The sequence below is a fragment of the Neobacillus fumarioli NBRC 102428 genome (assembly GCF_001591485.1).
GTDB lineage: Bacteria > Bacillota > Bacilli > Bacillales > Cytobacillaceae > Neobacillus > Neobacillus fumarioli.
In genome coordinates, this window is record NZ_BCUZ01000044.1 from 1 (window position 1) to 20,623 (window position 20,623).

The 20,623-nt window shown below is 42.3% G+C and carries 21 protein-coding genes and 1 riboswitch; of the genes, 6 read left to right on the plus strand and 15 right to left on the minus strand.

Annotated elements, in window-relative coordinates:
- Positions 1 to 116 precede the first annotated feature (116 nt).
- Together BFU02S_RS08720 and BFU02S_RS08725 are read left to right on the plus strand one after the other, a co-directional pair.
- Complete coding sequence (locus BFU02S_RS08720; RefSeq protein WP_066369262.1) at positions 117 to 293, plus strand: asparagine synthase; 177 nt, start codon at positions 117 to 119, stop codon at positions 291 to 293.
- Positions 294 to 379: 86 nt separating this feature from the next.
- Positions 380 to 673, plus strand: coding sequence for a DUF378 domain-containing protein (locus tag BFU02S_RS08725; RefSeq protein WP_066369266.1), 294 nt, complete (start codon positions 380 to 382; stop codon positions 671 to 673).
- Between the two features lie 94 nt (positions 674 to 767).
- Here the strand turns inward: BFU02S_RS08725 and BFU02S_RS08730 are convergent, their stop codons facing one another.
- A complete protein-coding gene (locus BFU02S_RS08730; RefSeq protein WP_066369268.1) occupies positions 768 to 1,385 on the minus strand; it encodes a TetR/AcrR family transcriptional regulator in 618 nt (205 codons plus the stop codon).
- Between the two features lie 124 nt (positions 1,386 to 1,509).
- Between BFU02S_RS08730 and BFU02S_RS08735 the strand changes: the two genes are divergently transcribed.
- Positions 1,510 to 3,747, plus strand: a complete 2,238-nt coding sequence (locus BFU02S_RS08735) for an MMPL family transporter (protein WP_066369270.1) — start codon at positions 1,510 to 1,512, stop codon at positions 3,745 to 3,747.
- Positions 3,748 to 4,045: 298 nt separating this feature from the next.
- Positions 4,046 to 4,522 (plus strand): MarR family winged helix-turn-helix transcriptional regulator, encoded by a 477-nt coding sequence (locus BFU02S_RS08740; protein WP_066369273.1) that lies wholly within the window; start codon positions 4,046 to 4,048, stop codon positions 4,520 to 4,522.
- Positions 4,523 to 4,628: 106 nt separating this feature from the next.
- Here BFU02S_RS08740 and sdaAA read toward each other — a convergent pair whose 3' ends face one another.
- The 3 genes from sdaAA to BFU02S_RS08755 all read right to left on the minus strand — a co-directional run bounded on the left by sdaAA (position 4,629) and on the right by BFU02S_RS08755 (position 8,604).
- Entirely contained in the window at positions 4,629 to 6,191 is a 1,563-nt protein-coding gene (gene sdaAA / locus BFU02S_RS17660) for an L-serine ammonia-lyase, iron-sulfur-dependent, subunit alpha (protein ID WP_066369275.1), read from the minus strand.
- 56 nt (positions 6,192 to 6,247) lie between these two features.
- Positions 6,248 to 7,630: an amino acid permease gene (locus tag BFU02S_RS08750; RefSeq protein ID WP_066369277.1), complete on the minus strand. Its 1,383-nt coding sequence runs from the start codon at positions 7,628 to 7,630 to the stop codon at positions 6,248 to 6,250.
- 206 nt (positions 7,631 to 7,836) lie between these two features.
- Positions 7,837 to 8,604: a hypothetical protein gene (locus BFU02S_RS08755; protein WP_369690659.1), complete on the minus strand. Its 768-nt coding sequence runs from the start codon at positions 8,602 to 8,604 to the stop codon at positions 7,837 to 7,839.
- Positions 8,605 to 8,709: 105 nt separating this feature from the next.
- On the opposite strand from BFU02S_RS08755, the gene BFU02S_RS08760 reads away from it, so the two are divergent.
- Complete coding sequence (locus BFU02S_RS08760; RefSeq protein ID WP_066369282.1) at positions 8,710 to 9,435, plus strand: protein-glutamine gamma-glutamyltransferase; 726 nt, start codon at positions 8,710 to 8,712, stop codon at positions 9,433 to 9,435.
- A 271-nt stretch (positions 9,436 to 9,706) separates the two neighbouring features.
- Entirely contained in the window at positions 9,707 to 9,898 is a 192-nt protein-coding gene (locus BFU02S_RS08765) for a hypothetical protein (protein WP_066369284.1), read from the plus strand.
- A gap of 219 nt (positions 9,899 to 10,117) precedes the next feature.
- Here the strand turns inward: BFU02S_RS08765 and BFU02S_RS08770 are convergent, their stop codons facing one another.
- From BFU02S_RS08770 to hutI, 11 genes are all read right to left on the minus strand, one after another.
- Positions 10,118 to 11,113, minus strand: a complete 996-nt coding sequence (locus BFU02S_RS08770; RefSeq protein ID WP_066369285.1) for an ABC transporter substrate-binding protein — start codon at positions 11,111 to 11,113, stop codon at positions 10,118 to 10,120.
- Positions 11,114 to 11,132: 19 nt separating this feature from the next.
- Positions 11,133 to 11,900: an ABC transporter permease gene (locus BFU02S_RS08775; RefSeq protein ID WP_066369286.1), complete on the minus strand. Its 768-nt coding sequence runs from the start codon at positions 11,898 to 11,900 to the stop codon at positions 11,133 to 11,135.
- Complete coding sequence (locus BFU02S_RS08780; RefSeq protein WP_235842018.1) at positions 11,893 to 12,660, minus strand: ABC transporter ATP-binding protein; 768 nt, start codon at positions 12,658 to 12,660, stop codon at positions 11,893 to 11,895. The genes BFU02S_RS08775 and BFU02S_RS08780 overlap by 8 nt, the downstream gene beginning before the upstream one ends.
- Complete coding sequence (tenA, locus tag BFU02S_RS08785) at positions 12,635 to 13,306, minus strand: thiaminase II (protein WP_066369294.1); 672 nt, start codon at positions 13,304 to 13,306, stop codon at positions 12,635 to 12,637. Before tenA ends, BFU02S_RS08780 begins: the two co-directional genes overlap by 26 nt.
- On the minus strand, positions 13,303 to 14,595 hold the full coding sequence (locus BFU02S_RS08790; RefSeq protein ID WP_066369298.1) for an acetylornithine deacetylase: 1,293 nt from the start codon (positions 14,593 to 14,595) through the stop codon (positions 13,303 to 13,305). Before BFU02S_RS08790 ends, tenA begins: the two co-directional genes overlap by 4 nt.
- On the minus strand, positions 14,592 to 15,260 hold the full coding sequence (gene thiE / locus BFU02S_RS08795) for a thiamine phosphate synthase (RefSeq protein WP_066369301.1): 669 nt from the start codon (positions 15,258 to 15,260) through the stop codon (positions 14,592 to 14,594). The genes BFU02S_RS08790 and thiE overlap by 4 nt, the downstream gene beginning before the upstream one ends.
- Positions 15,257 to 16,069, minus strand: a complete 813-nt coding sequence (thiD, locus tag BFU02S_RS08800; RefSeq protein WP_066369303.1) for a bifunctional hydroxymethylpyrimidine kinase/phosphomethylpyrimidine kinase — start codon at positions 16,067 to 16,069, stop codon at positions 15,257 to 15,259. The genes thiE and thiD overlap by 4 nt, the downstream gene beginning before the upstream one ends.
- 10 nt (positions 16,070 to 16,079) lie before the next feature.
- On the minus strand, positions 16,080 to 16,892 hold the full coding sequence (gene thiM, locus BFU02S_RS08805) for a hydroxyethylthiazole kinase (RefSeq protein ID WP_066369305.1): 813 nt from the start codon (positions 16,890 to 16,892) through the stop codon (positions 16,080 to 16,082).
- A gap of 61 nt (positions 16,893 to 16,953) precedes the next feature.
- Positions 16,954 to 17,060: riboswitch (TPP riboswitch) on the minus strand.
- A gap of 62 nt (positions 17,061 to 17,122) precedes the next feature.
- On the minus strand, positions 17,123 to 17,362 hold the full coding sequence (locus BFU02S_RS08810) for a glutaredoxin family protein (protein ID WP_066369315.1): 240 nt from the start codon (positions 17,360 to 17,362) through the stop codon (positions 17,123 to 17,125).
- 730 nt (positions 17,363 to 18,092) lie between these two features.
- A complete protein-coding gene (locus tag BFU02S_RS08815; RefSeq protein WP_066369320.1) occupies positions 18,093 to 19,091 on the minus strand; it encodes an agmatinase family protein in 999 nt (332 codons plus the stop codon).
- Positions 19,088 to 20,362, minus strand: coding sequence for an imidazolonepropionase (hutI, locus tag BFU02S_RS08820; RefSeq protein WP_066369322.1), 1,275 nt, complete (start codon positions 20,360 to 20,362; stop codon positions 19,088 to 19,090). Before hutI ends, BFU02S_RS08815 begins: the two co-directional genes overlap by 4 nt.
- Between the last annotated feature and the right edge of the window lie 261 nt (positions 20,363 to 20,623).

Sequence of the window (20,623 nt, forward strand, 5' to 3'; positions counted from 1 at the left end):
TTACTTTAATAGCCATGATTGGAAAATACTTTGACACATACAACGATTTGTATTAAGAAGGCCTTTATTACAAAAGATAAAATTGAGTCTTAGCTACTTACGGGAGGAGTGTTTTTATGGTTAACGTACGAGAGGGATTGATCCCAACAGTACTTGGAACAGCTGTAACAACCACAGGAGTGGCATTACGGATCAATAGAAACATGAAACCGTTGATCACGGGTTCGATTATTGGTTTCGGTTTAGCCCATGTTGTATTAGGGGCAATCGATTTAGTCGAGCACCGACGCTAAAGATTCGTAAGGGAAGGGCGACTGTCCTTCCCTTTAAAACTATATTGTTTAAAAATCCACAAGAAAGTAAAGGAGGTGTTTTATCGATGGGCATCATTCAACGAATCGCCTTAGTTCTAACTATAATAGGGGCTATTAACTGGGGTCTAATTGGATTTTTTCGATTTGATTTAGTTGGAGCAATATTTGGTGGACAAAGCGCCTTTTTGTCAAGAGTAGTTTTTGCACTCGTTGGTATTAGTGGACTGGCTTGTATATCACTTTTGTTTGCACCAATGAGGGAAGCCGTGCAGGATGTGAATCGGCAAAGCCATAGAAAACTTAATTATTCCACTGAGTTTGCTGAGGAAAATGATTTATCAAAATTAAAGGATGATTAGGGTCTAATCATTCAAAACTAAATCACCCATAAAATGTTTAAGAGCCATGCATTTGCATGGCTTTAATGTTTCTTAACGGAATGATTAAATTGAATTAATTTCCAATTCCATTCCAATAAAAATCAACAATTTGTTCTGTCATTTCATCTAATGACAGAAAGATTGGTTTGTGTTCAGCATCCTTAAAATTTCCTACCGTTAGCAAAGCTACAAAAGCATGAGCGCCTAATTTCGGATAACCCCTCGGAATTTCGCCTTTTTCCATCGAGGCTGTTAATGCTTGCTCTAGTACTTCATACATCTTATCTTCTGCCTGTTTCATCTGCTGTAATTGCTCATTCGAAAGGGAAGCTTTTGCTTCTTTCATAAATCCGTTTATATCCATATCGAAAGTTGCTTGTAAATGCGCCTTGGCAAATTCAAATAATCGGTCTTTCAGCGGTTTCTCTGTAGAAAGAATGTCAAAAATTCGCTTCTTAATTCGAAGCATCATTTGGACCATTGCATCCGTAAAAAGGTCTGATTTCGTTTTATAATAATAATACACGGTTGCCTTTGTTACCCCACATTTTTTTGCAACATCGTCCATGGAAACCACTTGATATCCTTTATCGAGAAACAGTTGAGTAGCTACGTCTAAAATTACAGCTTTTGTAGGCTTATCCTGATGATCTTGACGTGGCCTCCCGAGTGGTCGAATTTCCCGTTGCATGTCATTCTCTCCTAACTACCTAATATCAAAAATATTATAACATATTTTAAAATCGCACTTGAATAATTAACCTACTGGTATATATAATTAATTATAATTCAAATAAAGCTAAAGGTGGGTTTATATGGGGAAAAAACCTTTACATTCATGGGGAACAATCGTTGGAGGTCCAAAGACTCGATGGATTACTCTTGTAATATGGGTCCTATTAACGGTAGTGTTATCTTTCACCTGGCCGGCCATCAATACGGTTGAGGATGATTCAGCAGCTGACCTTCCAAATTCGGCAATGTCACAACAAGCTGGGAAACTAATCAAAAAGGAATTTCCAAACGATGCCGGCAACCCCGTCTTAATGGTCTGGCACAATGATAACAAGCTAGATAATAAGGACTTTACAGCAATTCAAGGTGTATATAAGCAGCTAAAAGAAAAGCCATTATCAAAACAATCGACTTTACCACCTTTTGATACGATTCCCCAACAGGCGCTTACCCAAAGCGTGTCAAAAGATGGTACCACACTGATAACCCCTGTATTTTTTGACAAAAATGCAGGAATAGAAATTCTCCAAAACAATATGGTTGAACTTAAGAAAATCGTTAATAGCAAGGTAGATGAAGATCCATTTAATCGGAAGGTATCAGATTCCGGTTTACATGTTCGTTTATCAGGGCCTGTTGGGATTCAAACAGACGCTGTTAGTTTATTCAGCCAAGCAGATGTTAAATTATTGGTTGCTACTGTACTTCTGGTGTTAGTCCTACTAATTCTTCTCTATCGCTCACCTCTAATGGCAATTTTACCTTTGATTGTCGTGGGTTTTGCTTACGGGATTATCAGTCCAACTCTTGGCTTTTTGGCTGATCATGGGTGGATTACAGCAGATGCCCAAGGCGTTTCCATTATGACCGTCCTATTGTTCGGAGCTGGAACGGATTACTGTTTATTCCTTATCTCCAGATATCGCGAATTTTTGCTTCATGAGGAAAATAAGTTTACGGCCTTACGATTGGGGATTAAAGAATCAGGTGGGGCCATTTCAATGAGTGCTTTTACTGTTGTGATTGGGTTAGGGACATTATTGCTTGCTCATTTCGGTTCTTTTCACCGGTTTGCTGTTCCATTTAGTCTAGCAGTTCTCCTGATGGGGATTGCAGCTTTAACACTTCTTCCTGCTTTGCTTGCTATTTTTGGGAGAGTAGCATTTTTCCCGTTTATTCCAAGAACGAAGGAAATGACAGAAGAGCTGACTAAAAAGAAAGGGAAATCGATAAAACAAAGAATATCGCAAGGAATCTTTAGTAAGAAGCTGGGCCGGCTAGTGACCCGACGACCGTGGATTGTTATTATTACAACACTTGTACTACTGGGAGGATTGGCTTCCGTTGTCCCACGTATTCAATATACGTACGATTTATTGGAGTCTTTTCCTAAACATATGCCTTCACGGGAAGGATTTGATTTAATCTCTGAGCATTTTTCTCCCGGTGAATTGGCACCTGTGCAAATTGTTGTTAATACAACGGGAAAAGACATACCTTTAAAAGAGAAATTGGAACAACTTTCTTTTGTAGCGGATGTAACCCAGCCGATGGAAGGAAAATATAATCATCAATTACAATTGTACGAAGTGTCCTTGGCTGAGAATCCGTTTTCCAGTGAAGCGCTAAGCCGGATACCGGAGCTAAGAAGTAATCTTAAGAAAATGCTAGCAAACGCAGATATCCATGATACCGAAAACCATTTTTGGATTGGCGGTGAGACTGCTTCATTATATGATACAAAAATAACCACAGAACGGGATGAATCTGTTATTATCCCTGTTATGATTTGTATTATCTCTTTATTATTACTGCTATACTTACGCTCAATTATTGCCATAATTTATTTGATTTTAACTGTGGTTTTATCATTCTTTTCTGCACTGGGTGCGGGCTGGCTTATCCTTCACTTTGGGTTAGGATCTTCTGCTATTTCAGGAGCAATTCCTTTATATGCCTTTGTATTCCTTGTTGCATTGGGAGAAGATTATAATATTTTTATGGTATCGGAAATATGGAAGAATAAACGAACTCAATCGCATCTTGATTCGGTAGCTGGTGGTGTGATCAAAACGGGAAGTGTTATTACATCGGCTGGTCTTATCTTAGCAGGTACATTTGCTGTGTTAGCTACTTTACCAATTCAAGTTCTAGTGCAATTTGGTATTGTTACGGCTGTAGGCGTGCTACTAGATACATTTATTGTTCGACCACTTCTTGTGCCAGCGATTACTGCTGTTCTTGGGCAATACGCTTTCTGGCCAAGTAAACTCTGGAAGAAGGAAGCTCTATCACAAAAGTCAAATGCCATAGAATAAATAGGTAATATAAAAATCAAGAGGATGGTAATCTATCGACTTTTAGATTTAAACGACTTTATAAGTAGTGAAATCTATGTCAAAAATTAAACAATTTTTAACCCCATCCTATAATTTGAGAATGGGGTTAAGCGTATTTGAGTTTTTTTAAATTTAAAACTATAATGCTACTTTACACTTTGCCAATTTTAAAAAGTCTCTCTTGTTTAAGATTGGCCCAAAAAAGAACGAATTCTTGCCGTACCCCTACTAAACCCATTCATTGTTGGTTGAACTGGGATATGGAGGTTGAAAAAGAATGGAAATAAAAAAAGATATTTTTGATAAGATTGAATCAGAACTTGCCGAACTTCTTTTACATACAGAATTTGTTCGAAGAAAAGATGAAAAAATGGGTCAATTGGAAAGTTCTGCTTACCGTCTATTAGCTGAACTTAGCGAAAAAGGCCCAAAAGGAATTAATGCTTTAGCGGAACAATTCCTATTAGACAAATCAACGATAAGCAGACAAACTGCCGCTTTAGTATCCAAGGGGCTGATCCGCCGCATCCCTGATCCAAAAGAAGGCCGAATCAGCCTCCTTGAAATCACCCCAATGGGACTGGAACAACTACATGAAGTCAGAACCGCACGAAAAGCCCTGTACCACAAACTCATGAAACATTGGCCAGAAGCAGATCGCAAACAATTCGAGTCTTATTTAATACGGCTGAATAAATCCTTTATCGAAATCTTGCAAGGAGAAAAAGACATACAAAGAAAAAAAGGAAAATAATGTGTCCGCTGGAGGCGAACAAAATGGCAATTTGTCCACGAACGGTGCCTGACACCATAAAAAAGTCCATTTTCTGGAAAATACCAGAAAATGGACTTTTTTGATTCTAATCCATTTGTATGATCAGGATCTCTTCTATAAATGGGATTTCTGATTGGATGCTGGTTAATAGTGTTTCGTCAATTTGATTATCGATTTCGCAAATGGTGATTGCTGGTCCATTCATTTTGGAGCGCTCATTTGCCATACGTGCAATGTTAAGTCCTTTGTGGAAAAGGATTCCTGATAACTCTGCAATGACCCCTTTTTGATCGGCGTGGCGTATGACGATTGTTGGTCGCTCTCCAGAAAACTTTAACGGATAATCATCCAATTCCTGAACTTCAATTTTTCCGCCGCCTAAAGAGCTCGCCAATACTTTCACAGATCTTGAACCACCGGATAATTCTACCAGTACTGTATTTGGGTGATAACTTCCAAGCACCCGTTTGGTAAATTCATATTTTAGGCCATATTCTTCAGCTAGCGTTTTTGCATGTGGAATTCGTTCATCCATAGTTGACAATCCTAGAACTCCCGCTAAAAGTGCCAAGTCTGTTCCATGACCTTGAAAAGTTTCTGCAAAGGAACCCATTAACGAAAATTTCACATGTACTGGTTCTTCATTTAACAGCTGACGAGCAATATTGCCGATTCGGACAGCGCCGGCCGTATGCGAACTGGATGGACCGACCATAACCGGACCAATAATCTCATACGCGCTTTCGTATTTTGCCGGCCCTGAGCTGCTTTTTTTCTCGTTAAAAATCTTTTCTGTTAATTTTTTGCCAGTTGGAGTGCCGGCAAGACCGCCGATTCCAGTTTCTCTTAATGATTCAGGCATTTGCTGCCCAACCTCATGCAACACATGAACAACTTCATCAGGCGGGATGATGCTGACTACTCCCGCTAACGCCATATCTGCTGCTGCTTGAGCGGTGATCGCATGCAAACCATTTCGAATAATGCATGGAATTTCTACGAGGCCGGCAACAGGATCGCAAACTAGCCCTAGGGAATTTTTTAATGCAATCCCAACCGCATTCCCAACCTGCTTTGGTGTTCCGCCGGCAAGCTCCACTAAGGTACCAGCTGCCATCGCGGTTGCAGAGCCGACTTCAGCCTGGCATCCGCCGGCAGCTCCAGAGATTGAAGCTCGATTTGCAATCACTAAACCAAGGGCAGAAGCAGTAAACATGGACAGTATAATCTGCTCCCAGGAAAATTTGCCACTGTCAAGGGCATGCACAAGAACAGCCGGCAAAATTCCCGCCGACCCGGCAGTCGGCGTCGCCACAATCCGTCCCATTGCCGCATTCACTTCCGATACGGCAAACGCATTTGCCGCCGCTTTAAGTGTTGTTGGATCAACAAATGAATTTCCTTTTTCCGAATACTGAAAGATCCGGTGGCCATCCCCTCCCGTCAAACCGGTACGGGACATGACAGCGCTCGTTGTCCCTTTGCGGACAGCCTCCTCCATCACGGTAAATTGCTCTGACATTTTTTCAATCAAAGCCTCTCTGGAAGCCCCTTTTTGCTGCATTTCTGTTTTAATCATTAATTCTGAAATGGTTGAATTCTCCTGTTCCGCCATTTCGATTATTTCTTTTAGACTTGTAAAAGACATATGAATCACTCCTCTAAAAAGCACGGTTCCAAGACTCTTTACTTGGGCAAAGGATCTTATTCCTTTGCCGTTTGAAGATCTTCCAATGGTACTCGCTGATCCATTTTCAAAGTATAAAAGCTTACCGTAACAATCGCTAAGAAAACAATCCCTACAATGAGCGGTACCCTTGTACTTGGATTAAAGAACATACCAACAAGAACCATTAGTAAAAATGCAATGGAAGCATAGTTGCTATATGGTGCAAAAGGCATTTTGAATGGATGTGTTTCCATCTCCGCAGCCTTTTCTTTTCTGAATCTAATCTCACTGATCAGCAGGACAAACCAAGGAATCATACCAGGCAGAACACTTGCACTATATACATATACAAAGATGGACGGCGGTGCAATATAATTCAAAATCACACCAACAGCAATCCCGATTAAGACTGTCAAGGTAGAATACATTGGAACTTTATTTTCCGATAATTTAGCAAAAACCTTTGGCGCCTGACCATTCTTGGCCAATGTATACAGCATCCGAGTTGCACTATAAATCCCGCTGTTACAGCCGCTCATCGCCGCAGTGATGACAACAAAATTGATAATCCCGGCAGCTGCTGTAATGCCTATTTTGGCAAAGACTGAAACGAACGGGCTGCCAATTTGATTCAACTGATTCCAAGGGTAAACCGTAACAATGACAAACATCGCACCGATGTAAAATATTAAAATTCTCCATACAGTAGACTTTACTGCCTTGGTAATCGTTTTGGAAGGCTCTTGTGCTTCACCGGCCGTGATACCAATCAGTTCAATCCCTTGATAAGCCCCTACAACAATGGAAAGGGCAAAGAAGAACCCTTTAAATCCTCCAGTGAAAAAGCCGCCATTTTTCCAAAGGTTTGATAAGCCCATTGCATGGCCGCCATTCCCTATACCGAAAAAGATCAGGCCGATACCAGCAATAATTAGAAAAACAATCGTTAACACTTTAATTAACGAAAACCAGAATTCAAATTCCCCGAAGTTTTTAACTGAAATGATGTTGGCCGCACCAAGAATGACCATGGCAATAAGGCCTGGCACCCATGTCGGAAGGCCGGGAAACCAATACTTCATATAAGCCCCAACCGCAATGATTTCGGACATTCCAACAATAATCCATTGCAGCCAATAACTCCATGCTGTTAAATACCCTGCCAGCGGATGAATGTACTTATGGCCAAGATCGGCAAACGAGCCAGTCGTTGGTTCTAAATATAACATTTCTCCCATGGAACGCATAATGAAAAATAAAAATAAGCCTGCAACCGCATATGCCAGCATAACAGATGGGCCCGTCCATTTTATCGTGCTGGCTGAGCCCATGAATAACCCTACACCAATCGTGCCCCCTAAAGCAATCATTTGAATGTGGCGTGATTGAAGTCCACGTTTTAATTCTTGATTTGACATAGTTTGTCCTCCTTGATGCCATTTCGGAATGTGAAAATCGCTTTGTCTAAATCACTAAGCATCCCCGATTCTGCAATCGCTTTCAAAAGGATTATTTAGAAATTTAATTCTAATATAATAATATATTAATATATAGATTTTCTCAATCATTTTTAATTTATTTTAAAGGAAAGGTTGTCTAAAATATTATTAGGGTGAGACGATCCTCACCCGATTTTTATGATCTTAGAAGGATTATTAATTTTGTATAATACCGGAGTCTCAATGGTGAATTCTTCCGAAACGTCTTTTCCTTTTGCTAATTTCTTCGTTATCACTTTTCCATCAAATTCGAGCGAATCCCCAGGTGCCAGTTCCAATTTTTTTAAGGTTTTGCTGTGGCTGCACCAGGCTAGCCCCAATTCAATCGGTGAATCTTGAACAATCTGAACATTTTCCAGGACAATTACTTCGTCATTTTCTTCATTAAATGGATTATATGTAAGGGCAAATTGTTTGACAGAAGCTATAAAATGTACTTTGTCTGCCGGAAGTTGGATTTTTGGTGTTTTCTCCCCCTTCGTTTTGCTGATGGCCTTTTTTGGCGCTGTTTTTACCGATTCTCTTTGTTGAACCTCAGAAGGTGCTAATAACAGGCTTTCTTTCCCAAAGCCCGATTGCTGCATTTCTTTTAAATAAGCAGGATGGATACAGCTGATCGTTCCGTCCGGAAATTCAATAACAAGGGTGTAATATTCACCGGTTACTCCATACGATTCATATCCTTTGATTGAAACGAGTTCTTGATAGTTACGATCTTTGTACCAGAATTCTTTTTTTGCTGGTAATCCCCATTCCTTTACTTTCTCTTTATAATGTTCTTCATTCAAAAATGTATGATACTCTCCTGCTGGTGGGAGAATTTGGGTTTTTGGCTGAATGGCCATATCATCACGTCCTTTTTCGTCTATATTTTTCATTATACCATTTATCATCAACGATCCTTTGTCTAAGGAAGTTTTTTTACAAAATACTCATGTTTCCTATATGTTCCTTCATATTTTTGTAAGAGAAGTTATGAATGCGACCGGAGGTATATGATGATTAGAATAAATCGGCAGGTTGTTACACCAAAGGAGCTGTCGGAACAAATTTCCAGAAAGGAAAAGCGGGCCATCGTGGAAAAAATGGCAGCCTACAATGAATTCTATGATTACCAGACAATCAATCAATTACAATTGGAGTTAACATTTAGGATCCATACGATGCAGGCAGCGATTGAACTGAATAAAAGCGGTGCCAAGTTTACCACATTTACCTATAGCTTTTGCAATAAAAAATATTGGGATCGGTTAAGTAATGGCGGTTTCCTGATCAAACCAGGCGTGCTTCCCTCCACTGCCATCCTAGATCTTATCGCAAACGGGAAACTTTATGCGTTTGAATGCTCCACCGCCATTGCTATTGTGCTGTATATCGCCACGCTCTATTCCATTGGACGCGAACGGTTTAACGAACTTTTCCGCGGGCTGTATTTAATGGATTGGCAATTTGATGAGGACTTGCCAATCTACCAAAAATACGGCGATGATTACCTGCCAGGGGATGTCCTACACTTTAACAATCCCGACTTCGACCCAAAACAGCCGCACTGGCGAGCCGAAAACGTCATCTACTTCGGCGACGATCAATACTATGGCCACGGAGTCGGCATCCGCAACGCCAACACCATCATCAACTTCCTAAACAAAAAACGAAAACCCAACCCCGAAACCTCCGCATACCTCATGCGGCTCATCACCAGACCATACTACCAAGCATTCTAAAATCAGGCACCCCAACATTGTCCACTGGAGGCGGACAAATGTCCACGATCGGTGCCTGACACCCTTCGACAGATCTAGTATTAATCGATTAAAAAAATTATTTTAATATTCTTGAAGAATTGAATTGTGTCGATTGTGATCAATCTTCGTCGTTATTTTTATATTTTTAATTTTCGTAAAATTAGCTAAAATATAAAAAGAAAACTTCGAATGTTGATAAAAGATTTTAGGTTTTTAGTTTCTATGTAAATAGGATAGGGAGGCAACCATTATGTTAAAATTAGTTCTCAACAATCAGATAAACAAGCCATTTCCAATCTTAGATGATGATTACATCGAAAAAATGGCAAACTTTTACACAAGCGAAGCAGCAAAAGTTCTCTACCCTGACCTGCACAAAATCCCATTCGAAAATTGGCTATACCGCCAATACTTTGCAACTTTTGAAAATACCAGCAGCTAACAGACAGCGCTTACTTGGTGAAACATAAATTCCTGCAATAATAATTTCTAAATAATACTATAACATTACAAAAAGCTAGGCGACACACACGCGCCTAGCTTTTCTAACAGCACCTTACAACTAGATACATATACAAAGCAACCAAACAACTGGAAAATAATGTGTCTGCTCCATACGGACAAAATGTCAATTTGTCCACGAGCGGTGCCTGACACCAAATTAGAAATTAATGAAGGCATCACTTGGTTTGATGTTGTTTTTGATGATTTTGTTGTCTGCTAGCCAGTTGGCGACTTTGTCCCATGTTTGTGGGTCTTGGTAGCCGAATGGGTTGTTTCCTGCGTTCATGAGGGGCAGGAGGATTTGCAAGCTTTTGGTTTCGATGTCTTTTTGTAGTGGTGATGATTTGTCTTCGTGATTCATTAGGATTGATAAGCCTTCGTTTGGATGGGCGGTGACGTATTTTTGCCCTTCTCTGATGGCGGTCATGAATTTTTTGAAGACTTCAGGTTTTGCTTTTAGTTCTTTGTCACTGCCGGCTAGTACAAGTTCATAATAATCCGGTACACCATAATCTGCCGGATTTAGGGTGCGCATGGGATGTCCCTCTTTATCTAAAAGCAATTTCTCATGGTTAATGTATCCGCCGATTAAGGCATTTGTTTTTTTCGTGGCCATAGCAGGAATCAAATCCCATCCGACATCGACCATTTTAACCTTATTTGGATCCCCGCCGTCTGTTTTGATCATCGTGTGTACAATATCGATATCCAGATCCATCGATGGATAGCCAATGGTTTTTCCAGCCAGATCCTTAGGTGAATGGATGGAACTATCAGCAGGAACCATTAATTGATTAAGCGGATGACGGACGATTGCTGCGAACGAACGAACCGGAATATTTTGACTTCGTGCAATCAGCACTTGAGGCTGATAGGTAAAGGCCATATCAATTTTACCTGCTGCCACAAGCTTTAATGGGTCACTCGTATCAGCTGGCATTTGAATATGAACATCCAATCCCTCTTTTTTAAAATAACCTTTCTCCAGTGCGGTATAAAGAAATGAATGAACAGCATTTGGATACCAATCCAACATTATGTTTACTTTTTGCAGCTTTCCACCGGAATCCGCTGTTTGGCCAGAACCCCCATTGGAGCAAGCCCCTAATAAAAGCAGCAGAAAACTTGCTAAGATTACGAACCCCTTTTTCATAGTAATTTTGACTTCCTTTCTAACGATGATTATGTTTTAACAATTGTTTTTCAATCAAACCAATAATTAAAAATAATATAATACCAAGTAATGAAAGCAGAAAGATCGCGGCAAACACAGCATCTGCCTGGAGATTCCCTGACATCCGCCGGCTGAAGTACCCCAGGCCTTCGCTGGCGCCGAGCCATTCGCCGACTGTTGCCCCGACCACACAATACACAACGGACATCTTTAATCCGGAAAACAGCGACGGCAAAGCCATTGGCACTTGCACTTTTTTGAAAATCATCCAGCGGCTGGCGCCCATCGTCAATAATAACTCCCGATATTCGGTGCCCCCCATCTTCAGCCCGTCATAGGTGCTCACAACAATTGGAAAAAATGCCGTCAAAATTGTTACCGCAATTTTACTCCAAATGGAATAGCCGAACCACATGATAAAAATTGGCGAAATCGCAATGAGTGGAATCGTTTGGGAGATGACAAGAAATGGATAGAGGATTTTTTCCAACACGCGGGAAAAATGCATCCCTATTCCAAGCAAGAGTCCGCCGATAAGAGAAAGAACGAATCCAATCAATACTTCTTTAAGAGTAGCCGGCAAATGCACTTCTAATAATAGCTGCCAATTGTCAGCCAAAGAACTCCAGATAGCCGATGGCGCCGGTAAAATAAAGGCTGGGATCATCCCGCTTCGCACTACCCATTCCCAGACACTGACAATCAGGATACAGACAAGGACAAACAGGCCATAATCCGAAACCCATTTTTTCAATGCATTATTCATGATGGATCCGCCTCTCTAGCTCTTTTCTCATTTCAATAAATTCAGATTGATAGATAAGTTCGGGGTTTCGCGGCCGCGATAAATGTACCTTCATCTCTTGAAATGTTCCTGTTCTCTCCAGCAAATAAATCCGATCGCTTAACAAAAGAGCTTCTTCCAAGTCGTGTGTAATGAACAATACGGTCTTTTGCAGCTCTTCCCATAAGCCTAAAAGCCAGCTTTGCATGTTGCGTTTCGTCATTGAATCGAGCGCTCCAAACGGTTCGTCTAGCAATAACAGCTCTCTTCCTGTCATAATCGTTCGTAAAAAGGCGACCCGCTGCCGCATCCCGCCTGATAGTTCATGCGGATAGGCTTTCTCAAATTCGGCCAGACCGAACCGGGACAGCCACTTACGAATCTCACTCATGTTTTGCTGCTTGTTTTCTTTTTTTACCTCAAGCGGCAACAGGACATTATCCACCACTGTTTTCCAAGGCAGAAGCAAATCTTTCTGCGGCATATATCCGACAAGACCCAATCGTGTTTCCATCTTTTGACCATCAATCAAAATTTCACCTTGATCAGGTTCCAAGAGCCCGGTTATCAATTTGAACAATGTACTTTTACCAGAGCCGCTTGGACCAATGACGGAGACAAATTCTCCCGGCTGAATGTCAATGGCAACTTGTTGAAAAATCGGCTTCCTAGCCTCAAAGCTGTAGGATAGATCACGAATCGCTAACATAGGTGACTTAGACAGGCCAATCGCCTCCCTCATACACCATATCCCAGAACATATATTCAAATCGGGATGTTGTTAGGAAATGCTCTTCTAAAATGGCTAATTCCCGTTCAGGTTTCCCTTCTGTTAACTTGTCAAGCAAGTCAATCAGCCAGCTTGCCAGCCCGCCGAACTCATTGGAAGAATACATCCTCACCCATTCCCCATATAAAGGATGTTCGCTTGAGCCCGGATAGGTTTCCTCCAGCATTTTGCCAATTTCCCAATAGCTCCACATACATGGCAAAAGAGATGAGATCAATTCCTCAAGTGATCCTGTTTGCGCCACATTGAGCATGTATCTTGTATACGCCAAGTTGATTGGCTGAGGAGCGGTTTCTTCCAATTCCTGATGGGTGATGCCAAATTTGGCAGCATATTGGCGATGCAAGTCCATTTCCCCGTGGAGCGTTTCATGCAAGATCTTAGCAAATGCCGCCATCGTCTCCATATCTCTCGCCTTCACCGCACCTAAAGCAAATAGTTTCGCATAATCTATTAAAAATACATAGTCTTGCTTCATATATCGAATAAAGATTTCAACAGGCAAATCGCCAGTTCCCATTCCTACGACAAATGGATGTTGATGTGTTTGATCCCATATATCCTTTACTTTTTCATAAAGGGTTTGTGAAAATTTCATGACGAATCCCCTTTTCTTGTATTACACCACTTGGCAATAAAGACTGCCAATACTTTCGTAAAATCCAAAAGCTGGCGGATTTCTACTTTCTCATTTACAGCATGGGCATCTTCTAGTTTTCCCGGTCCGAAAATTACCGTTGGAATGCCTGCCCGTCCAAGCCATCCTGCATCGGTAACGGTTGTCGACATGCCAATTTCGGGGTCTTGTGATGTTAATTGTTCATAGGAAGCAGCAAGTAATTTTGTACCGGGGTGTTCCGAATCTATTTCTAACGATGGAAAAATTTCACCACGGTCCACAATCATTGATTTTCCGCCCCAGATAAATTGCGGCGGGTTCTCACGCAGCCATGGATCAGCTGCAGCCACAGCCATAATGTGGTCTTCAATTTCCTTGATGACCATCTCATAATCTTCATTTGGATAAAAATGAACCGTCACCCACAAGGCGCACCGGTCGGCAACAAATGCCGCATGTCTACCGCCTTCAATGACTGCAGGATTAATAGTATTTGTCCCCGGCGGGAAACCTTCGTAGCTTTTCGTAACCGCCCAGTGGCGTTCCAAATCTTGCAGCCCAGCGATAATTTTCATCATTTTCTCAATGGCGCTGGCCCCTTTTACTCCGCCGCCGGCGTGAATCATTTTTCTTCTAAGTCCGTCATGATACGTCTCTTTACTTTGAATCGTAATCCATCCGGTGATCACGCCGCCCTGGCCCTGAATATGCAGGTCGCTCGTATCGACAACAACCGCATAGTCTGCTGTGTAGCCCCGCTCCATGCAGGAAAGCGTCCCGGCCTCGCCGACTTCTTCCCCAATAACCGATTGAAATTGAAGATCACCTTTCAGCTTGATCCCAAGCTCTTTTAATAGTTTCATAGCAAAAAGCGATGCAGCAATCCCACCTTTCATATCAGCGGTGCCGCGTCCGTAAATGTAGGGATCTTTTATAACCGCCTCAAACGGGGAGAAATCCCATTCACCATCATCGCCAACCTCTGCCACGTCGACATGTCCATTCACAATTAAACTATGATAATGTTCCGAAGCTTCACCGGTTAAAATGCCTACCACATTGGAATCACCAGGGTATACTTCCCATTGGTCTGTCACAAATCCCAATTCTTCGAGATAGCGTTTAATAAATTCCTGCACACCGTTTGTATTACGGGCCGGAGGACTGACCGTCGGGAAGGAAATCAAATCCTTCAACAGATTGAATAGTTCTTCTTTCCTTGCTTCTACTTCCTTTGAAATGATGTCCAGCCATTTTGCATCATTCATAATATTCCTCCGGCTATTTGGTCCATCGCCTCGTCGATCTTTTTTCGCAGCGCTTTTGCAGCCTCCCTTGGGGAAGCTACCTGGCTGATTGCCGTAATGACAGAAACGCCGTTAGCACCCGCTTTTACGACTGATGCCGCATTCTCAACTGTAATACCGCCGATGCCGACAATCGGAATCGTATACCCTTTCCGGCGCAATTCCTGAATCAGGACCGGACCTCTCGCCGGTTTGGCATCCTCTTTCGTAGTCGTTGGAAAAATCGGCCCGATTCCAAAATAATCGGCTCCCCCACGAATGGCAGCTATCGCTTCCTCTTCTGTATGGACGGAGACCCCAAGAATTTTATTGCCGATTTTGTCTCTTACCACTTGTACAGGTTCGTCCTCTTGCCCAATATGAACACCGTCGGCTCCGATTTTGATCGCAAGTTCAATATCATCGTTGACGATGAATGGAATTTGTTTGATCTTACAGATGTTTTGAAGCTGTTTGGCAAGGGCATATTTTTCGGCATCTTTTAACGCCCCATTCCCTTTTTCACGGAATTGGAAAAAGGTAATCCCTCCGGCAATCGCTTCTTTTAACACTTCAACCGGTTCCTGCCGGCAGTTCGGACTGCCCATAATAAAATAAACTTTTAAATCATCTCGTAAATTGGTCATAAACGGGTCAGCTCTTTCATTTTTTGATAGGCCCAGTGATTGGTCGGCCCGTGCCCTTTTCCAAGCTTAAGGTCATCTTCAATGGCGGCTTGAATAAACGCTTTAGCTGTCGCCACAGCATCATAAACAGAGGCTCCTTTTGCCAATTCTGCGGTGATGGCAGCAGAAAAGGTGCACCCGGTGCCATGTGTATTCTTCGTGTTAATTCGTTTACTTGTAAACGTATAAAACTCCTTGCCGTCAAATAACAAATCTGATGATTGGGACAGGTCTTCATCATGTCCGCCTTTGATCACAATGTTTTGTACCCCTAGGTCATGCAGTTTTTTGGCTGCTTCTTGTTTATCATCGTTTGTTTGAATGGTCATATTCGTCAGTACTTCGGCCTCTGGGATGTTCGGTGTAATGACTTTTGCAAGTGGAAGCAGGTATTTTTTTAACGCAGCAATAGCTTCTTGCAATAATAGCGAAGCCCCGCCTTTGGCAATCATCACCGGATCGATGACAACATTTTCCCATTTGAATGCGGTGATATTTTCAGCAACCGTCTCGATAATTTCCGCATTGAACAGCATCCCTGTTTTCAATGCATCAACGCCAATGTCTTCACCGACAGCCTGGATTTGCTTAGCAACAGCCTCTTGAGTCATCGGATATACGCCATGTACACCCAATGTGTTTTGTGCTGTTACGGCTGTCAAAGCTGACATGCCAAACACATTTAACTCCTGAAAGGTTTTAAGGTCTGCCTGGATTCCGGCGCCGCCGCCCGAATCAGAACCGGCAATGGTTAAGGCTCTTTTCATCATCGATCCCTCCTTAATATGAAACGGATTTGAACGAACCAAATTTGCTAATATCTTCACCTGTAACTTGTGCCAATTGATTTAAAAACTCAACTTGAAAGCTGCCAGGGCCGGCGTCAGCAGTTTTTGCCGCTGCTTTTTCAGCCGCTATTCCGTAGTATGTTAAAGCAGCAACCGATGCAAGGACAAAATCTTTTTCCACACCTGCAAACGCGCCAATTACAGAAGTTAATAGACAGCCTGTGCCTGTCACCTTCGTTAAGATCGGATGCCCATTCGAAATGATGTAGGTCCTTTTTCCATCGGAAATGATATCTTCCTTTCCAGTAATCACAACCACGCAATTCATTTTTTGCGCTGCTAAAGCGGCAAGTTCGATGACATTTCCATTCGTTTCTCCGGCATCGACGCCTTTAATTTCCCATTTCTCGCCTACGACATTGGCTATTTCTGCGGCATTTCCTCTAATAATGGAAACCCTTACTTCCTTCATGATTTGTTGTGCTGTTGCCGTTCGATAGTTTGTTGCCCCGGCACCAACCGGATCGAAAATGACTGGCACACCGTTTTCATTCGCGGACTTTCCGGCAATCAGCATCGATTCCACAGTTTGCGGATTCAGCGTTCCGATGTTTAACACTAAAGCACTAGCAATTCTCGCCATATCGGCTACTTCTTCTGCTGCATAGGCCATAACTGGGGACGCGCCAAGAGCAAGCAGTCCATTCGCTGTGAAATTCGTTACAACCACATTTGTGATATTATGTACAAGCGGATTTACTTCCCTAACTTTTTGTAAAACTACTTGTAAATCATCATGCTTCATTGGAATTCTCCTTTTTAATAAGTAAAAAAACCAGGCCATAAAAGGACCTGGTTACATAAACAAAAAATCGTGTCTACTTTCCTACGCTGGCATGATCCAGTTCAGGTCCGAAGGGTTAGAAACAATTGTTTCTTCTCAGCCCGATGATAGGCACCCCTAGTAGTGATACATTTATTCAGTTCGTAATAAATATTACTCTTATAAAATTCATATGTAAAGGATTATTTTACTTAAGCCTTTGCTAACTCTATGATGTCTTTCAGTTCATTTGTGAAGCCCTTAACAGCCCGGTTTTCCAAAACAGTCACCGGCACGCCGAGAAAACCGTACTTTTCCACTTCCTTTTGGTATTCGGGATTTTCGGAAATATTTCTCGTTTCAAAAGGAATCCCTTCCTGCGAGAGTACTTGTTTGACCATCGTGCATTCAATGCAGTCGTTGGTTGTATACACCAATACACGCTTGTTCATATTCCAATTCCTCCGGATTTCAATCACAATACTACAACTTCTGCTTAAGTCTATCAATTTCCGACAAGAGCGAGGCGGGAAATGTCTATTTCTGCGCTTTCCCAAGGAATAATAATGATTCATCCCTTTAAAAAGTCCGTCTTAAATAAGAAAAGCTTAATGCTTCCGCCTAGCGGCTTGTGACCTCGAGCCGCTGGCGCCTGGAGCTGGACAATTTTCAAAATAAGAACTTATAAATTCATATATTATAAAAAAACAACGGCATCTTTTGTGCCGTCCAAAAAATACGAATCTATTCTTTCATCGCTTTATTAAACATATATGAAATAGCGACAACAGCAACTAAAAACAATCCAAGGATTGTATAAAGCCCGTAATTCATTTTGCAGCCTCCCCCTGAACAGATTAGAAACACCTTTTAACACTTACGTATTTATCTGTGGCGTCTTAACAAAAATACCCGCATATCTAAAAAACTACCAATTATTTTTATAACATATAGCATAACCATGGTCAAGGCAATCCCCAGTTACAACTTTGTGAACATTACTAGCACTTATTGTTAACATAATATTTTTACATTAAATTTAAGATTCCCACCCAAACCGCCAATTCAACCAAACAAAGAAAAGCCCTCATGAACATTCATGAGGACAAAATTAACCAAAACAACACTGTCCACCCCAGACGGACAAAATGCCAATTTGTCTTTTTGTGGTGCCTGACACCATTATTTCCTCGTTGCAACACCTGTTAGGTATGTAAGGAAGACGTGGGTGCCGAGTTTGACGGTTGTTTGTACTGTGGTGTCTTTTAGCGGGTCGAGGCAGACGATGTCCATGGCGTTTAGTTTTGGGTGTTTGGCTGCTGTTAGGACGCTGTCGAGTAGTTCGGCGGTGGTCATGCCTCCTGGTGTGGATGCCGGGACGCCCGGGGCGTAGGCGATGTCGAGGCAGTCCATGTCGACGGTCATGTAGATGAGGTCGACTTTTGCTGACAGTTCTTCCAGGCACCCCTTCACAGTTTCAACAATGCCTTTTTTCCGTGCCCGTCCTAATGTAATATAGTTGACTCCGTGCTTGTCGGCATATTCTTTTAAATCCTTTGTGTTGAAAAAGCCGTGAAGCCCGATATTGTATATATTAGAGCCTTCAACAACACCGCTTTCAATCAGGTTCCGCATCGGTGTTCCATTCGATGGACCGTTATCCGCCAAATCACGCAAATCAAAATGGGTATCAAATTGGAGAATCCCAATTTTTTGATCTGGCTTTGCCTTATGAAGCCCTTTGACCATCATCGCCGTGATCGAATGATCACCGCCGATGGCACAAACCTTAGAAGCTGTAAAAGTCCGATGAATAGCTTCTGATGCCTGAATGATATTCTCATGGCAACGAGGGATATCTGTTACATGCATGGGGACATCTCCAGCATCCAGCACCGTCAATTCCGTCAAATCCACATCTTCGTCCAGATTATAGGTCGTAAAGCCTTTCCACATCCGGCGAAAAGCATCAGGATATTCAGAGGCTCCTGATGCGCTGATGGATGAACGGGATAGCGGGACGCCTACAACCACCACATCTGCATCCTTACATTTTGCCGGATCAGATTCAGCTGTCAATGGTTCAATCCATTCATGAACCTTGGAAATAGTCCCCCCCTTCTCAGGGCGTACCCATGTAAAACTTGGAGGATTTAGTTTTGGGTAAAGGAAACTTTTCATACTAACTGTCCTCCCCTGACGGCTACCCGGCCATTTTTCACTACAGTATCCACATGGTTGACCCCATATGAATATTGAAGCTTCATATAATTAGGAACATTAAAAATGGTCACATCGCCTTTTTTACCGGCTTCTAGGCTGCCAATCTCCTTGCCGCGGTTAATCGCATGTGCTGCATTGATGGTTGCTGCCGTAATGACCTCGGCAGGTGTCATTCCCATTTTCAAACAGCCCAAACTCATAATAAACGGCAGCGAAACAGTTGGTGATGAACCAGGGTTGCAGTCGGTTGAAAGTGCAACTGGAACACCTAAATCAATCATTTTCCGGGCATTCGCCGATTCTGCCATTAAAAAGTAAGCAGTACCTGGCAGCAGCACACCTACAACACCCTTTTCAGCCATTGCCTTCATGCCTTTTTCAGATGCTTTCAACAAATGGTCTGCCGACACCGCACCGACTTCAGCAGCCAGTTCTGCCCCTTCATACGGCTCGATCTCGTCCGCATGGATCTTTGCCAGCAGCCCATGACGCTTACCTGCTTCTAGAATCCTGCGGGACTGTTCGGGTGTAAACACACCTTTTTCACAAAAAACATCATTAAATTCGGCGAGTCCAAGCTCAGCCACTTGCGGAATCATTTCGTTAATGAGCACTTCAACAAACTCATCCGGATTGTCCTTATAGTCTTTTGGCACCGCATGTGCCCCCATAAATGTCGGAACTACATCGATGACATGTTTGTCATTCAGCTCTTTTGCTACTTTCAGCTGCTTCAGTTCGGTCTCCCATTCCATGCCATAGCCGCTTTTTGCCTCTACTGTAGTCACCCCATGGCGCAAAAATTGATTTAACCGCTCGTAGCTTTCAGTAAAAAGCTGCTCAGCGCTTGCGGCCTGCGTGGCTCTCGTCGTGGCATGAATCCCGCCGCCGGCATTCATAATATCCATATAGGTGGCCCCTTGCAGACGCATATTAAATTCATTTTCCCGGCTGCCGGCAAAAACTAAATGAGTATGCGGGTCAACCAGACCTGGCGTGACCAATTTGCCTGTTGCATCCACCACTTCGGCTTCAGCAAGGCGGGCACCGTACTTTTTCACTAATTCTTCATCCGTGCCGACAGCTTGGATGACTCCATCCTCGATCCAGACACTGCCATTTTCGATTATTTTCAGCTCAGACATCGCACCTTTAATAAGGGGAGCTCCAGAGCTCCCCTCTAAGGTTACGAGCTGAGAAGCATTTCGAATAAAAAGCGCTTTACTCATTCGTTTCCATTCCTTTCAAGTATTTATCTAAGTTGGTATCATGTCCATTATCATAGCTTAAAAAGCATTTGTTTAAGGCTCTACCCTGAAATAACTGTGGATAACTTTACTTTTAGCAGTTATTTCATTCATTGATGTGCCATTTTTTTGCATGGATGTCTGTTTCAATGTTGATTTTCAGCAGGGTACTCACTTAATCGGAAGAATTCCGCTTATTTTAAAAAAATAGCGGTTAGTCTGAGAAATAGGCGGAAGTTTTCC

Coding starts and splice junctions, on each gene's coding strand:
- BFU02S_RS08720 (WP_066369262.1), top strand. CDS start 117: ATGGTTAACGTACGAGAGGGATTGATCCCAACAGTACTTGGAACAGCT.
- BFU02S_RS08725 (WP_066369266.1), top strand. CDS start 380: ATGGGCATCATTCAACGAATCGCCTTAGTTCTAACTATAATAGGGGCT.
- BFU02S_RS08730 (WP_066369268.1), bottom strand. CDS start 1,385: ATGCAACGGGAAATTCGACCACTCGGGAGGCCACGTCAAGATCATCAG.
- BFU02S_RS08735 (WP_066369270.1), top strand. CDS start 1,510: ATGGGGAAAAAACCTTTACATTCATGGGGAACAATCGTTGGAGGTCCA.
- BFU02S_RS08740 (WP_066369273.1), top strand. CDS start 4,046: ATGGAAATAAAAAAAGATATTTTTGATAAGATTGAATCAGAACTTGCC.
- sdaAA (WP_066369275.1), bottom strand. CDS start 6,191: ATGTCTTTTACAAGTCTAAAAGAAATAATCGAAATGGCGGAACAGGAG.
- BFU02S_RS08750 (WP_066369277.1), bottom strand. CDS start 7,630: ATGTCAAATCAAGAATTAAAACGTGGACTTCAATCACGCCACATTCAA.
- BFU02S_RS08755 (WP_369690659.1), bottom strand. CDS start 8,604: ATGATAAATGGTATAATGAAAAATATAGACGAAAAAGGACGTGATGAT.
- BFU02S_RS08760 (WP_066369282.1), top strand. CDS start 8,710: ATGATTAGAATAAATCGGCAGGTTGTTACACCAAAGGAGCTGTCGGAA.
- BFU02S_RS08765 (WP_066369284.1), top strand. CDS start 9,707: ATGTTAAAATTAGTTCTCAACAATCAGATAAACAAGCCATTTCCAATC.
- BFU02S_RS08770 (WP_066369285.1), bottom strand. CDS start 11,113: ATGAAAAAGGGGTTCGTAATCTTAGCAAGTTTTCTGCTGCTTTTATTA.
- BFU02S_RS08775 (WP_066369286.1), bottom strand. CDS start 11,900: ATGAATAATGCATTGAAAAAATGGGTTTCGGATTATGGCCTGTTTGTC.
- BFU02S_RS08780 (WP_235842018.1), bottom strand. CDS start 12,660: ATGAGGGAGGCGATTGGCCTGTCTAAGTCACCTATGTTAGCGATTCGT.
- tenA (WP_066369294.1), bottom strand. CDS start 13,306: ATGAAATTTTCACAAACCCTTTATGAAAAAGTAAAGGATATATGGGAT.
- BFU02S_RS08790 (WP_066369298.1), bottom strand. CDS start 14,595: ATGAATGATGCAAAATGGCTGGACATCATTTCAAAGGAAGTAGAAGCA.
- thiE (WP_066369301.1), bottom strand. CDS start 15,260: ATGACCAATTTACGAGATGATTTAAAAGTTTATTTTATTATGGGCAGT.
- thiD (WP_066369303.1), bottom strand. CDS start 16,069: ATGATGAAAAGAGCCTTAACCATTGCCGGTTCTGATTCGGGCGGCGGC.
- thiM (WP_066369305.1), bottom strand. CDS start 16,892: ATGAAGCATGATGATTTACAAGTAGTTTTACAAAAAGTTAGGGAAGTA.
- BFU02S_RS08810 (WP_066369315.1), bottom strand. CDS start 17,362: ATGAACAAGCGTGTATTGGTGTATACAACCAACGACTGCATTGAATGC.
- BFU02S_RS08815 (WP_066369320.1), bottom strand. CDS start 19,091: ATGAAAAGTTTCCTTTACCCAAAACTAAATCCTCCAAGTTTTACATGG.
- hutI (WP_066369322.1), bottom strand. CDS start 20,362: ATGAGTAAAGCGCTTTTTATTCGAAATGCTTCTCAGCTCGTAACCTTA.